The following is a 13,374-nucleotide window of genomic DNA, read 5'->3' on the forward strand; positions in this document are numbered from 1 at the left end:
CGGCGGAGCCGAGCTTGTTTCTACTTCCGGCGGAGCCGAAGGACGACGTAGACGGCGGTCGCTGCCAGGACGGCGGCCGTCGCCAACGACGCCGTGTGCATGCCCTGAACGAAGGCTGCATGCGCCGACTCGGTCAGGGCCGTTCCCAGCTCCGCCGGGAGGTCACGAGCAACCGAGGCGGCACCGCCGAGTGTCTCCTGGGCCGACGCCGCGTGGTCGCAATCGAGGCCGGAGACGTCGAGCCCGCGGCGGAAGTAGGACATGACCACGGTGCCGAGAACGGCCACGCCCAGCGCGATCCCCAACTCGTACGCCGTTTCCGACACGGCGGACGCCGCACCGGCGCGTTCGGGTCGGACGGAACTGACGACGAGGTCCGACGTCAACGTCAGTGCCGTGCCCGCGCCCGCTCCGACGAGAACGAACCCGATGATGAACAGCGCCGGGCCGCTGTCGACGCGTAGCCCGAACAGCACGGCAGCACCGACAGCCGCAGCGGCAAGTCCTGCGCCGAGCACCGTTGCCGGAGACCAGACACGGACGAGGTATGCGGCCACCAGAGAGGTCACTATGCTCGACGCCGTGCCCGGCAGCAGCAGCAAGCCCGCTTCGAGTGGGCTGTTGCCCAGAACGAGCTGAAGATACTGGGCGCCGAAGAAGAGCACGCCTGCCAGAGCGAACACGGACAGGAAGTTCGTGAACACCGCTGTCGAGAACGCGGGGTTGGAGAACAGCTGTAGGTCGATCATCGGGTCGTCGAGCCGCCGCTGCCGCCGGACGAACAGAATGCCTGCACCGATACCGACCAGTGCCGCGCCGACGTTGACGACGGATATGCCATGGGCCGCGGTCTCTTTGACCGCGTAGACCAACGGAACCAGAGAGGCCATCGACAATCCCGAGCTGATCAGGTCGAACGTGCCGGGGTTCGGATCCTTCGATTCCGGGATCACGAGAGGACCGAATGCGATCAACGCGAGCATCACCGGGATGTTGATCAGGAACACCGAGCCCCACCAGAAGTGCTCGAGCAACCATCCGCCGACCAGTGGTCCGGCCGCTGCGCCGCCGCCTGCCATTGCGCCCCACACACCGATCGCCATGACACGTTGGCGGGGATCGGTGAAGATCGTCCTGATCAGACCGAGAGTGGCGGGCATCAAGGTCGCGCCCGAGACACCTTGCAGCACGCGAGCGGCGATCAGCATTTCCGGGCTGGTGGCAAATGCCGCGACGACCGATGCGATTCCGAATCCGGCTGCACCGATGAGCAGTAGTTTCCGTCGTCCGATCCGGTCCCCGAGGGTGCCCATCGTGATGAGCAGGCCGGCCAGCACGAACGAATAGACGTCGATGATCCACAGCAGTTGGTTGCTCGACGGCGACAGATCCGAACTGATGAACGGCAGCGCCAGGTCCAGGACCGTACCGTCGACCGCGATCAGAAGAACCGCGAACGCCAGCACGACGAGACCGAGCCAGTCTTTCGGCGTCGCCCGCTGGGTCTGCGCCTGCGCGGCGGGTCCGACGCTGATGTCTTTCACTTCGTCACTCCTCGATGCTCACCTTTGACTGACCGTCCAGCCGGTACAGTCACAGAGGCTAGCAGTGAACCGTCCAGCCGGTAAAGCTGTTTTCGGTAGGGTGACGCACATGGCATCCGACACACGCGATCGCATTCTCGACGCCCTCGAAGAGATGCTCCTCGACCAAGGCGTCACGAAAGTCACCCTGGAAAGCGTCGCAGCCAGGGCCGACGTGTCCAAAGGCGGCCTTCTCTACCACTTCAAAACCAAGGACGCGATGATCGCCGCCATGGTGCGACGCCTCGGCGAGCAGGCCGATCTACAACGCGCCGAGGCCGAGCGAGGCGGTACCACCGTCGCGCGATGGTATTTGCAACCGCCCGAGGGCATCGCCGAGCACGAGGTGGCGCTGTACAGATCTACCCTTGCCGCCCTCCGCAGCGTCGACGGCAACCCCGGCGAAATCCATCAGGCGGTCATCGACATGATGCGACTGTGGGACGAGAGCCTGCGCACCGAGATACCCGACGAGGTGCACGCCGAGATCGTGCGCCTGGTCGGCGACGGAATCTACCTCGGCGCCCTGCTCGAACTTCCGCCGGTCGACGCCGACCTCCACCGGAAAGTGGTCGAGCGCCTACTCGGGTCGGATCAGGTCAAGTAGCGATACGCGGGCGACCCCGGCTCCAGCTGCTCCACGGTCAACCCGGAGGCCCGCATCCGTTCGAGCAGCGCACTCAAGCCGGTAGCCACGCCCAGCTCGATGCCGACCAACGCAGCGCCCGTCTCTCTGTTGTTCCGCTTCACGTACTCGAACAACGTGATGTCGTCGTCGGGACCCAGGACTTCGTCGAGAAAACGGCGCAATGCACCGGGCTCCTGGGGAAAGTCGACGAGGAAGTAATGCTTCAGACCGAGGTGAACGAGTGAGCGTTCGAGGATCTCGCCGTATCGCGAGACGTCGTTGTTGCCGCCCGATATCAGGCAGACGACGGTGCTCCCCGGCTCCACCGAGATCTGGGTCAACGCAGCCACACTGAGAGCTCCGGCCGGCTCGGCGATCACGCCCTCGTTCTGGTACAGCTCGAGCATCGCCGTGCAGATCGCACCCTCGTCGATCTGTGTCATCAGAAATGGGCCTGCACCCTCGTCACGCGACGGGAACGTCGGCATCGCCACCAACGGCAACGACGCGTGCGACACGACTTCGGCGCCGAGGGAACGCAGCGCCTCGAACGGGACATCACCGATCCGGCGCACGGCGGCGCCGTCGACGAACGGGTCGATGTCGGACAACGTCACCGGCCCCCCGGCCACCAACGCCGCCGTCATCGACGCTGCGCCCGACGGCTCGACGCCGACGAGAGCCGTACCCGGTGCACGTTCACGCAGATAGGTCGAGATCCCGGCGATGCATCCGCCGCCACCGACCGGCATGACGACGGTATCCGGTGCGGAACCCAATTGTTCGACGATCTCCGCGGCGATCGTGCCCTGCCCGGCCACCGTCCGCTCGTCGTCGAAGGGCGGAACCATGGTTGCTCCGGTGCGCACGACATCCTCGGCGGCAGCAGCCGCGGCGGCGTCGAACGTGTCACCGGTGACGATCAACTCGACGAAATCGCCGCCGTGCACCCGAATGCGATCCCGCTTCTGCTTGGGGGTGTTGGCGGGCACATAGATTCGGCCGCGCACCTGCATCGCCCGGCACGCGAACGCAACACCCTGAGCGTGGTTGCCTGCACTCGCCGTCACGACTCCGACTGCGAGCTCCTCGGGTGTCAGCTGAGCCATCAGGTTGTAGGCACCGCGGATCTTGTAGGACCGGACGATCTGCTGATCCTCGCGCTTGAGGTAAACGACGGCACCGGTCTCCCGGGACAGCCGCTCGCAGTACTGCAACGGCGTCGTGTCCACTACGTTCGAAATACGCTGCGCAGCGATGTCGATGTCATCCGCGGTCACGGAGAACGAACCGATGCTGGGCGCGAAAACGTCAGGCGAGTTGGACACCCACCTATGCTGCCACCAGCGGCGGGCGCTCTACCAATCGGGACTAGCCTCGCGGCGAGAACTGAGACGGCAACGGCACGTTCCGGAGATTCGACTTCGCCATCTGCACGGCTTCCCCGACGCCTCCGTTCATCACCATCCGCGACATCGCGAGGGCGAACCCCTTGACCTGTTCACCGGTGATGGTCGGGGGTAGAGACAACGCATTCGGGTCGGTGACGATGTCCACCAGGGCAGGGCCGTCGTGCTCGAGCGCAGCGCGAAGGCCTGCTTCCAGATCACCCGGGTCGACGATCCTCTTCGAGAAGATCCCCAGCGCTGCCGCGACCGCTGCGTAGTCGACCGCAGGCACGTCGACGCCGAAGTCCGGGATACCGTCGACGAGCATCTCGAGCTTCACCATGCCGAGCGTCGAGTTGTCGAACACGACGATCTTGACCGGCAGCTTGTACATCGCCACCGTCACCAGTTCGCCCAGCAACATCGACAATCCGCCGTCGCCCGACACCGACACGACCTGGCGCGTCGGGAACGCCACCTGCGCACCGATTGCGTGCGGTAGAGCGTTGGCCATCGAACCGTGCAACGCCGAGGAGATGAAGCGTCGCTGCCCGTTCGGATTCAGGTAGCGGGCAGTCCAGACGTTGCACATGCCGGTATCGGCGGTGAAGATCGTGTCGTCGGCAGCGAGGTCGTCCAGAATGGACGCCGCGTACTCCGGGTGAATCGGAGTGCGTTGGCCCACCGGCTTGGTGTACGCGCCCACGACCTTCGTCATCAGCTTGCGGTGACGCTCCAGAGTACGGTTCAGAAACGCGCGGTCGTCCTTGCGCTGCACCAGCGGCAGTAACGCAGCCAACGTGCTCTTCGCGTCACCGTGCACGGCCAGATCCACACTGGTTCGGCGTCCGAGATTCTCCGCGGCGCTGTCGATCTGGGCGGTGCGGACCTCGTCCGGTAGGAACTGGTCGTACGGAAAATCCGTTCCGATCAGAAGCAGCAGATCGGCGTCGTGGATACCGTCGTGGGCGGCGCCGTACCCCAGAAGTCCGGTCATTCCGATGTCGAAGGGGTTGTCGTACTGAACGAACTCCTTGCCGCGCAGCGAGTGCCCCATCGGAGCACCCAGCTTCTCGGCGAGCTCGAGCAACTCCGGCCGTGCATCCCGGACCCCCGCTCCGGCGAAGATCGCGACCGTGTCGGCTGCGTCGATGGCGTCGGCCAGGGCTCGAACGTCCTCGTCCGCGGGCACAAGCGCGGGGCTACCGGTGCGTACGTATGCGGGCGCCGAGCGCGTGGCAGGTTCGTCGGCGATGTCCCCTGGCAGCGTCACCACCGCGACGCCCGACCTGCCGACGGCATGCTGCAGCGCCGAATGAACCACTCGCGGAGCCTGTTCGGGCGTACTGACCAACTCCGCGTACACGGAACACTCCACGAACAGCCGGTCCGGATGCGTCTCCTGGAAGAACCCGGAGCCGATCTGCACGCTGGGGATGTGCGACGCGATGGCCAGCACCGGCGCGCCCGATCGGTTCGCGTCGTACAAGCCGTTGATGAGGTGCAGGTTGCCCGGGCCGCACGAGCCGGCACACACTGCGAGCTTGCCGGTCAACTGCGCCTCGGCGGCCGCGGCGAACGCGGCGGCTTCCTCGTGGCGAACGTGAATCCAGTCGATGCCGCCCGCCTTCGAACCGCCACTGCGTCGAACCGAATCGACAATGGGGTTGAGACTGTCACCGACAATTCCGTAGATGCGCTGGACACCGGCCTCGATCAGCTGGCCGACTATCTGATCGGCGACAGTCTCGGTACTCAATTTCTTCGGACTCCTTCTAGGCTCTCGACAGTACGAACACGGGAATCTCGCGGTCGGTCTTCGTCTGGTACTCCGCATAATCGGGGAACGCCTGAACGGCGCGTTCCCACCACACGGCCTTCTCCTCCCCCGTCACTTCACGGGCGATGTAGTCGGCACGGTCGGTTCCGTCCTGAAGCTCCACCAGCGGCTCGGCTTTCACGTTGTAGTACCAGACCGGGTTCTTCGGCGCGCCGCCCAGCGAGGCAACGGCGGCGTACTCCCCGTCGTGTTCGACGCGCATCAGCGGCGTCTTTCTCAGCTTGCCGGACTTGTTGCCCTTCGTCGTCAGCAAGATGACTGGCATTCCCTTCAACGTGGTGCCCGCGGTTCCACCGGATCCCTCGAGGAGTTCGGCTTGCTCGCGTGCCCAATCGGATGTGCTGGGTTCGTACTCTCCTGTCAATGGCATGCACTCGAGTCAACACCTGTCCCGCCCGACGCGCCACCGACCGGGTACACGCCACGTTCAACCGGTAAGTTCGGTGGACCGAATCCTGCTGTACGTATACCCTGACGTAGGTACGCAGCACTGCCGAAGGAGTCAGCGACATGACCTACGCACTTTCCAGCACCACCCCGCGTCGGCGCACCCATGTCGGTACCGTCGACATCGCTGGGACCGCCTGGCCGGTCTACAAGGTCGAAGCTCTCGTGCTCGGAGTTCTGGTGTTCCTCGGCGCTCTCGCACTCACCACGTCCCTGCAGGTAGCGGTGCTGACCAGCGCCGCCGCCACCGTCGTCGTGTGGTGGACGCTACTGTTCGTCGAACGCCGCGGGACCGTCCGCCGCTGACAACGGCGCATCCTTCACTGAGTTCACCTGCTGAACCCGTGATCACGCACGCACGGTGACGGGATGTGACCTTCCGTCACCGTCCGAGCATTCCTCAGCCCGCCAAGCAGCCTGGTCCGAGCAGCGCCTTCAGGTCACCCATCAGGGCCGATGTAGGCGTGACACGAAGACTGTCGTCCAGCTTCATCGCCGTCACCTTGTCGCCGCTGACCAGCCTGAGATGCACGTCGGACGTACCCGGGTGGCTCTTCAGAATCCGCTTCAGTGCACCGACCTTGTCGGCCGTGCACTGACGGGTCGGAAGGCTGACGGCGAGCGGCTTCGCAACACCGACAGCAGAGAGGTCCGGCACAGCAAGGTCGTTGGCGATCAGAGAGATTCGATCATCACGCACCGACACGCGGCCCTTGACCAGGACCACCGAGTCCTCGGTCACGTCGGCGCCGAACACCGAGTACGACTGCGGGAAGAACAGAACCTCGATGCCGCCGACGAGGTCCTCGAGTTGAGCCGACGCCCAGGTGAGACCGTTCTTGTTGATCCGGCGGTTCACCGACGCGAGAATGCCGCCGATGGTGACCTGCGTACCGTCCTTGACGTCGCCTTCGAGAATGGCAGGAATGTTGGTGTCCGACTGGGCGGCGAGCATGTGCTCGACGCCGAGCAACGGGTGGCCGGACACGTACAGGCCGAGCATCTCACGCTCGAGCGCCAGCCGATGCTTCGATTCCCACTCGTCTTCGGGGACACGAACATTGAACACCGCGGAGATCGACTCGTCGGCGTCCTCTCCGCCGAACAGATCGAACTGTCCGATGGCCTCGGCCTTCTTCGTGCCCATAACCGAGTCGATGGCGTCGGCGTGAATGAGCATCAAGCCCTTGCGCGGATGATTCAGCGAATCGAACGCACCCGACTTGATGAGCGACTCTGTGACCTTCTTGCTGCAGGCCGTCGCGTCGATCTTGTTCAGGTAATCCGAGAAGTCCGTGTACTTGCTCTTCTCCTCGCGTGCCCTGATGATCGACGCCACCACGTTGGTTCCGACGTTGCGGACCGCGCCGAGACCGAAGCGAATGTCCTTGCCGACGGATGCGAAGTTGAGCTCGGATTCGTTGACGTCCGGGGGCAGCACGGTGATCCCGAGCTTGCGACAGTCCGCGAGGTAGATGGCCGACTTGTCCTTGTCGTCGGACACGCTGGTGAGTAGACCTGCCATGTACTCACCCGGGTAGTTGGCCTTGAGGTACCCGGTCCAGTAGGAGACCAGACCGTATCCGGCTGCGTGCGACTTGTTGAACGCGTATCCGGCGAACGGAAGAATGGTGTCCCACAGAGCCTTGATCGCGGGCTCGGAGAAGTTGTTGGCCAGCATTCCCTCACGGAACCCTGCGTATGCCTCTTCGAGCACAGACAACTTCTTCTTACCCATGGCGCGACGCAGAATGTCGGCCTGCCCGAGCGAATACCCGGCGACCTTCTGCGCGATCTGCATGATCTGCTCCTGGTACACGATGAGGCCGTACGTGTCCTTGAGGATCTCCGCGAGCGGTTCTTCCAACTCGGGGTGGATGGGCTTGACCTCTTGGCGACCGTTCTTGCGGTCGGCGTAGTCGTTGTGCGCGTTCATTCCCATCGGGCCCGGTCGATACAGAGCCAGAACGGCGACGATGTCCTCGAAGCCGGTGGGCTGCATTCGACGCAGCAGATCACGCATCGCGCTGCCGTCGAGCTGGAACACGCCGAGAGTGTCTCCCCGAGCGAGCAATTCGTACGTCGCGGGGTCGTCGAGTCCCAGAGTGTCGAGGTCGAGTTCGATCCCGCGGTTGCTCTTGATGTTGTCGATGGCGTCACCGATGACGGTGAGGTTGCGCAGGCCGAGGAAGTCCATCTTGAGCAGACCGATGGCCTCGCACGAGGGATAGTCCCACCCGGTGATGATCGCGCCGTCCTGCGCGCGCTTCCACACCGGAATCGCATCGGTCAGCGGCTCCGAGGACATGATGACCGCGCAGGCATGGACGCCGGCGTTACGGATCAGCCCTTCCAGGCCGCGCGCGGTCTTGTAGATCGTCGCGACATCGGGATTGGAGTCGATGAGTGCACGAACCTCGGTTGCTTCCTTGTACCGCTCGTGCGCCGGATCGGTGATGCCCGCGACCGAGATGTCCTTGGCCATGATCGGCGGCGGCAACGCTTTGGTGATCTGATCGGCGATCGCGAATCCGGGCTGCCCGAACTGGACGCGGGCCGAGTCCTTGATGGCGGCCTTGGTCTTGATGGTGCCGAACGTGATGACCTGAGCGACACGGTCGCTTCCCCACTTCTCCGTCGCGTACCGCACCATCTCACCGCGACGGCGATCATCGAAGTCGATATCGATATCGGGCATCGACACACGCTCGGGGTTGAGGAACCGCTCGAACAGCAGACCATGCGGCAGCGGATCGATATTGGTGATGCCCATCGCGTACGCAACGAGCGAACCCGCGGCCGAGCCTCGGCCGGGACCGACGCGAATACCGACGTCGCGGGCGTGTGCGATGAGGTCACCGACGACGAGGAAGTACGCCGGGAAGCCCATCTCCAGAATCACGCTGATCTCGTACTTGGCGCGATCACGGTACTCCTGGGGCACACCGCCGGGGAACCGCCACTCGAGACCCTTGTCGACCTCCTTGGCCAACCACGTACCCTGCGTCTCCCCTTCCGGCACAGGGAAGATCGGCATCCTGTCACGGTGGGCCCACACATCGTCGTACGGCTGGACGCGCTCGGCGATGAGCAAAGTACTGTCGCACGCACCCGGCACCTGATCGTCCCAGAGGGCACGCATCTCGGCGGCGGACTTGAGGTAGTAACCGTCGCCGTCGAACTTGAACCGGGTGGGATCGCTGAGCGTCTTACCGGTCTGGATGCACAGCAACGCCTCGTGGTTCTCCGCGGCATCCTTGGTCACATAATGGCAATCGTTGGTGGCGAGCGGCGGAATCTGCAGCTTCTTGCCGATCTCGAGCAGACCCTCACGGACCCGACGCTCGATCGACAAACCGTGATCCATGAGCTCGAGGAAGAAGTTCTCCGGACCCCAGATCTCACGCCACTTCGCTGCCGCTTCGAGCGCCTCACGATCCTGACCGAGACGCAGACGCGTCTGCACCTCACCCGACGGGCACCCCGTCGTCGCGATGATCCCCTCCGCGTGCGCGGCGATGATCTCCTCGTCCATCCGGGCCCACTTACCCAACTGCCCCTCGATCGACGCGAGAGAGGACAGCTTGAACAGGTTGCGCACACCCGTCGCGTTCTCCGCGACCATCGTCATGTGCGTGTACGCGCCGCTACCGGAGACATCGTCGGACTTCTGACTGCGGTCACCCCACAGCACACGCTTCTTGTTGAACCGAGACTCCGGGGCGATGTACGCCTCGATGCCGATGATCGGCTTGATGCCGGCCTTCTTCGCCTCGTTGTAGAACTCGCTCGCGCCGTACATGTTGCCGTGGTCGGTCATACCGACCGCCGTCATCTCCAACCGACTCGCCTCTGCGAACAACGGCGCAATCTTGGCCGCTCCGTCGAGCATCGAATACTCGGTGTGGTTGTGCAGATGTACGAACGAGTCAGTCACGAAGATGTCTCCTACTGGGTCGAGCTAGATCGAGCCGGGTCGTACGGGCCGAGATGTCCGCGCGCGAAGTGCACCTGATTCTAAGCGCTCGAACCGACAGAGCATTCCTGGCTCTCGGTGTGTCCGACCCCCGCGCGTGTCGGCCCAGGCCCGACGCTGCGACGGTGTCACCGCACCTGTCACTGCAGCCGAACGGGCTTGGTTCACGGAGCAGGAACGGGCCCGTCGTCCGGCAGCGGCCCGACGACGTCCACGTAGTCAGGAAGGAGAGCGCGCACCGCGAATCGGCCCGCGATCGCGTCCGGGGGCAAGGCTTCCACTGCCCGAACCCCATCGCCGGTGTCCACAGTCCTGAGTTGCCCACCGGAGCCGCGGACTATCAGGCCGACGACACACTCGCACCCCTCGAGCAGGCGTGCGGAGGACACCGCATCGATCTGTGCTTGGCGATCCCACTGCCCGGTCGAACCATGAAGCCTCGATCCCGCCACGGCCGCCGACCCCAGGACCGACGCCTCGGTTCCCGGCACTCCGACGGTGATCACCTGGGTCTGGACGCGCTCGATCGGAACTCGGAGCAGAACCTGCGCGATCCGTACGTTCCGCGCCGCGTCGTACGCACGAGCGGGCGAAACCTCGGCGTCGAACGACACCAGCGCCCAGTGCATCTCGGAATCGCTTCCAGCCGAGTCCGGGTCGGTCGAGTCCACCGCGAGCGACGCCTCTGCCCGCGCCACGTACTCGGCCACTGCTTCTCCGGTGTCCGGGCCGAGGGTGTCGGTGTTCACACCTGGCCGGGGCACCGGATTCGCGATGCCGACGGCGAACAGCAGAACCACCGCTGCCAGGGCTGACGCCGTGGCCGGGGCCGCACCCGACATCCGAGTCATGCCGCGCGCAGCACCTCGAGTGCGTGCTCGAGGTCGGCCGGATACTTGCTCTCGATCTCGATCCACCGGCCGTCCGACGGATGCGCGAATCCGAGTGTCTTCGCGTGCAGCCATTGACGTTCCAGGCCGAGACGATCGGCGAGCTTCGGGTCGGCGCCGTAGGTGAGGTCACCGCAACACGGGTGCCGCAACGCGGAGAAATGAACGCGAATCTGATGAGTCCGACCGGTCTCGAGGTGAACGTCGAGCAAGCTCGCCGCTTGGAACGCCTCGATGGTGTCGTAGTGCGTGATGCTCGCTTTGCCGTCGGCTCGCACTGCGAACTTCCAGTCGTTGCTACCGTGCCTACCGATCGGTGCGTCGATGGTGCCACTGCTCGGATCCGGGTGGCCCTGCACGAGCGCGTGATAACGCTTCTCGATCGTGCGCTGCTTGAACGCCCGCTTCAACACCGTGTAGGCACGCTCGCTCGTGGCGACGACCATCACGCCCGACGTCCCGACATCGAGCCGGTGCACGATGCCCTGCCGCTCGTGCGCACCGGACGTGGAAATCCGGAAACCCGCTGCGGCAAGCCCACCGATCACCGTCGGCCCCGTCCATCCAACGCTCGCGTGCGCCGCGACCCCGACCGGCTTGTCGACCGCGACGATGTCGTCGTCCGCATAGAGAATCTCCATGCCCTCGACCGGCTCCGCTTCGATGGTCAACGCGCGAGCAGGTTCGGGAAGCAGCACCTCCAAGTACGCACCCGCCGACAACCGATCCGACTTCCCCATGGCCGAACCGTCGACGGAGACGGACCCTTCCTCGGCGAGAGTCGCCGCGACCGTCCGGGACAGACCCAGCAGACGCGAGACACCCGCATCGACCCGCATGCCGTCCAAGCCGTCGGGAATCGGCATGGAACGCGATTCCCTCATTGTTGTCCTGCCGTTCCCGCGTCGGTACTCGCTTGGGCCTTCTTCTTCGATGTGGCCACCCGCTCACCGTTCGGTTCGAATCCGAACAGGCTCAGGGCGACCAGCAGGATCGCCCCACAGACGATGGACGAGTCCGCGACGTTGAACACGGGCCACCATCCGATGGACACGAAATCGACGACGTGTCCCTGCAGCGGTCCGGGCGATCGAAAGAACCGATCGATGAGATTTCCGAGAGCCCCGCCGAGCACGAGCCCGAGGCCGAGAGCCCACCACGGCGAGCGAAGGGTGCGGCCGATCCGGATCACACCGATGACGACGCATACCGCGACGATCGTCAGAAGCCACGTCATACCGGTGGCCATCGAGAAGGCTGCGCCGGGGTTGCGCACCATTCGAAGTGTCACGACATCGCCGATGATCTCCACCGGGTTACCTGGCTTGATCCAGTGCACGGCCGCGATCTTGGTGACCAGGTCGAAGGCGAGGACGACAACGGCGATCAGGACCAGCATCGTGGTGCGCAACCGCTTCGGTGCAGCGCCCGCGGCAGGATCGACATCGGTACCGGACACCACTGTGTCGTCCGGTCCGGTCTCCTGGTCTCGGTTCGGGTCGGAGCTCGTCGAATCGGTCGGGCGGTCGTCACTCACCCCCCTATCATGTCGCATCGCCCCGGCACCGCCGAATCCCGGATCGACACCGAGAGGTCCGAGGGCGGACCGCACGCGCACAGCTTCGCCGACGGTGTCCGGTGAAGTGGACGGAGTGTGTCCGTAGCCTGGTCCCGTGATCTCGCCTTCCCGAAACCCGATTCGACGTATCCGAGTTCTCGCCGTGGCCGTCGCCGCCACCACTCTGTTGGCAGGGTGCGGGTCGTCCGACGACGAGGCACCGTCGGCGACGGACACCTCCGCCACCACGTCGAGTGTCTCGCTGCCGGTGACTCCGGTCACAACTACCCTCGTCGACGCCGGGGCCGAGCCCCGGGCCGCGGTGACGCGAAACATCTCCGGCGAACAGTCGGTCCAGCTGACGACGCGGTCGACCGTCACGCAGCAGATCGACGACCAGGCCGTGCAGGATTTCTCGACGCCGAACCTGACCATCCCGCTGACAGCACGAGCCGCGGAGCCACGCGGCAACGAGGTCGATCTCACGGTCGGGGTCGCGACGTCCGCAGATCAGCGTCTGACCGATGATCTTGCCGCGGCCGACGGTTCGGGTGCCGGATTGACCGTGGCCGACGGCGGGGCCGTCACCGCGCTGTCCATCACGCCCGCGGACGCAGCACAGGATGCAGCACGGGCGGCGATCGAACAGGCGTTGAATCAGGCGGTGTACCGGTCGATTTCCTTCCCCGAGGACGATCTGGGAATCGGCGCTGTCTGGACGGCTCAGCAGCAGGTCATCAGTGGTCTGACACTCAACCAGACGACCACCGCGACTCTCCGTGCGAGGGACGGCGACGTCCTGACGATCGATCTGCGTATCGACCAGACGCCGGAGTCCACGACCCTGGAACTTCCCGACGACGCCGGCCAACTCGCGATCGACAGCTACACGATGTCCGGCACCGGCAGTCTGCGAATCGACCTGACGAAACCGCTCCCGGTCTCCGGTGAGGTGACCGTCGGTGGCAGTCAGCAGTACAGCGACACCGACGGGACGACGGTCCTGCGTCAGGACATCAGTGACACCCTGGAATGGGCTTCGGAGTGAGGTCCGCAGCGAAATC

At 64.8% G+C, this 13,374-nt stretch carries 11 protein-coding genes; 3 read left to right on the plus strand and 8 right to left on the minus strand.

Annotated features, from left to right (window positions below):
- Positions 1-20: 20 nt before the first annotated feature.
- A complete protein-coding gene (locus ACFULT_RS19835) occupies positions 21-1,544 on the minus strand; it encodes an MFS transporter (RefSeq protein ID WP_378482210.1) in 1,524 nt (507 codons plus the stop codon).
- Positions 1,545-1,653: 109 nt separating this feature from the next.
- Here ACFULT_RS19835 and ACFULT_RS19840 point away from each other — a divergent pair, with 109 nt between their 5' ends.
- Positions 1,654-2,190: a TetR/AcrR family transcriptional regulator gene (locus tag ACFULT_RS19840; protein ID WP_037109087.1), complete on the plus strand. Its 537-nt coding sequence runs from the start codon at positions 1,654-1,656 to the stop codon at positions 2,188-2,190.
- On the opposite strand, the gene ilvA is transcribed toward ACFULT_RS19840, so the two are convergent.
- Genes ilvA through ACFULT_RS19855 form a run of 3 tightly spaced genes read right to left on the minus strand, consistent with a single transcriptional unit; the run spans position 2,178 to position 5,809 of the window.
- Complete coding sequence (gene ilvA / locus ACFULT_RS19845; RefSeq protein ID WP_037109089.1) at positions 2,178-3,539, minus strand: threonine ammonia-lyase IlvA; 1,362 nt, start codon at positions 3,537-3,539, stop codon at positions 2,178-2,180. The two genes, ACFULT_RS19840 and ilvA, sit on opposite strands and share 13 nt — an antisense overlap.
- Positions 3,540-3,582: 43 nt before the next feature.
- The gene (locus ACFULT_RS19850; RefSeq protein WP_378482211.1) at positions 3,583-5,358 is read right to left on the minus strand and encodes a pyruvate dehydrogenase; all 1,776 of its coding nucleotides are present in this window, start codon (positions 5,356-5,358) and stop codon (positions 3,583-3,585) included.
- Between the two features lie 16 nt (positions 5,359-5,374).
- Positions 5,375-5,809: a nitroreductase family deazaflavin-dependent oxidoreductase gene (locus ACFULT_RS19855; protein WP_037109093.1), complete on the minus strand. Its 435-nt coding sequence runs from the start codon at positions 5,807-5,809 to the stop codon at positions 5,375-5,377.
- 140 nt (positions 5,810-5,949) lie between these two features.
- Between ACFULT_RS19855 and ACFULT_RS19860 the strand changes: the two genes are divergently transcribed.
- On the plus strand, positions 5,950-6,192 hold the full coding sequence (locus ACFULT_RS19860) for a hypothetical protein (protein ID WP_037109095.1): 243 nt from the start codon (positions 5,950-5,952) through the stop codon (positions 6,190-6,192).
- A 94-nt stretch (positions 6,193-6,286) separates the two neighbouring features.
- Here ACFULT_RS19860 and dnaE read toward each other — a convergent pair whose 3' ends face one another.
- The 4 genes from dnaE to lspA form a co-directional block, all read right to left on the minus strand.
- Positions 6,287-9,823: a DNA polymerase III subunit alpha gene (gene dnaE, locus ACFULT_RS19865; protein ID WP_094721484.1), complete on the minus strand. Its 3,537-nt coding sequence runs from the start codon at positions 9,821-9,823 to the stop codon at positions 6,287-6,289.
- Between the two features lie 203 nt (positions 9,824-10,026).
- Positions 10,027-10,713, minus strand: coding sequence for a hypothetical protein (locus ACFULT_RS19870; protein WP_378482212.1), 687 nt, complete (start codon positions 10,711-10,713; stop codon positions 10,027-10,029).
- The gene (locus ACFULT_RS19875) at positions 10,710-11,636 is read right to left on the minus strand and encodes an RluA family pseudouridine synthase (RefSeq protein WP_037109100.1); all 927 of its coding nucleotides are present in this window, start codon (positions 11,634-11,636) and stop codon (positions 10,710-10,712) included. The genes ACFULT_RS19870 and ACFULT_RS19875 overlap by 4 nt, the downstream gene beginning before the upstream one ends.
- Positions 11,633-12,307, minus strand: a complete 675-nt coding sequence (gene lspA, locus ACFULT_RS19880) for a signal peptidase II (protein WP_378482213.1) — start codon at positions 12,305-12,307, stop codon at positions 11,633-11,635. The genes ACFULT_RS19875 and lspA overlap by 4 nt, the downstream gene beginning before the upstream one ends.
- A 166-nt stretch (positions 12,308-12,473) precedes the next feature.
- Here lspA and ACFULT_RS19885 point away from each other — a divergent pair, with 166 nt between their 5' ends.
- Complete coding sequence (locus ACFULT_RS19885) at positions 12,474-13,358, plus strand: hypothetical protein (protein ID WP_037109102.1); 885 nt, start codon at positions 12,474-12,476, stop codon at positions 13,356-13,358.
- Positions 13,359-13,374 lie beyond the last annotated feature (16 nt).

Origin of the sequence: Rhodococcus sp. NPDC057297 (genome assembly GCF_042667435.1) — a bacterium.
GTDB lineage: Bacteria > Actinomycetota > Actinomycetes > Mycobacteriales > Mycobacteriaceae > Rhodococcoides.

Bases quoted from the DNA above. Each gene is read 5' to 3' on its own strand.
- ACFULT_RS19870 (WP_378482212.1), bottom strand. From the start codon at position 10,713: ATGACTCGGATGTCGGGTGCGGCCCCGGCCACGGCGTCAGCCCTGGCA.
- ACFULT_RS19840 (WP_037109087.1), top strand. From the start codon at position 1,654: ATGGCATCCGACACACGCGATCGCATTCTCGACGCCCTCGAAGAGATG.
- lspA (WP_378482213.1), bottom strand. From the start codon at position 12,307: ATGCGACATGATAGGGGGGTGAGTGACGACCGCCCGACCGATTCGACG.
- ACFULT_RS19855 (WP_037109093.1), bottom strand. From the start codon at position 5,809: ATGCCATTGACAGGAGAGTACGAACCCAGCACATCCGATTGGGCACGC.
- ACFULT_RS19875 (WP_037109100.1), bottom strand. From the start codon at position 11,636: ATGAGGGAATCGCGTTCCATGCCGATTCCCGACGGCTTGGACGGCATG.
- ACFULT_RS19860 (WP_037109095.1), top strand. From the start codon at position 5,950: ATGACCTACGCACTTTCCAGCACCACCCCGCGTCGGCGCACCCATGTC.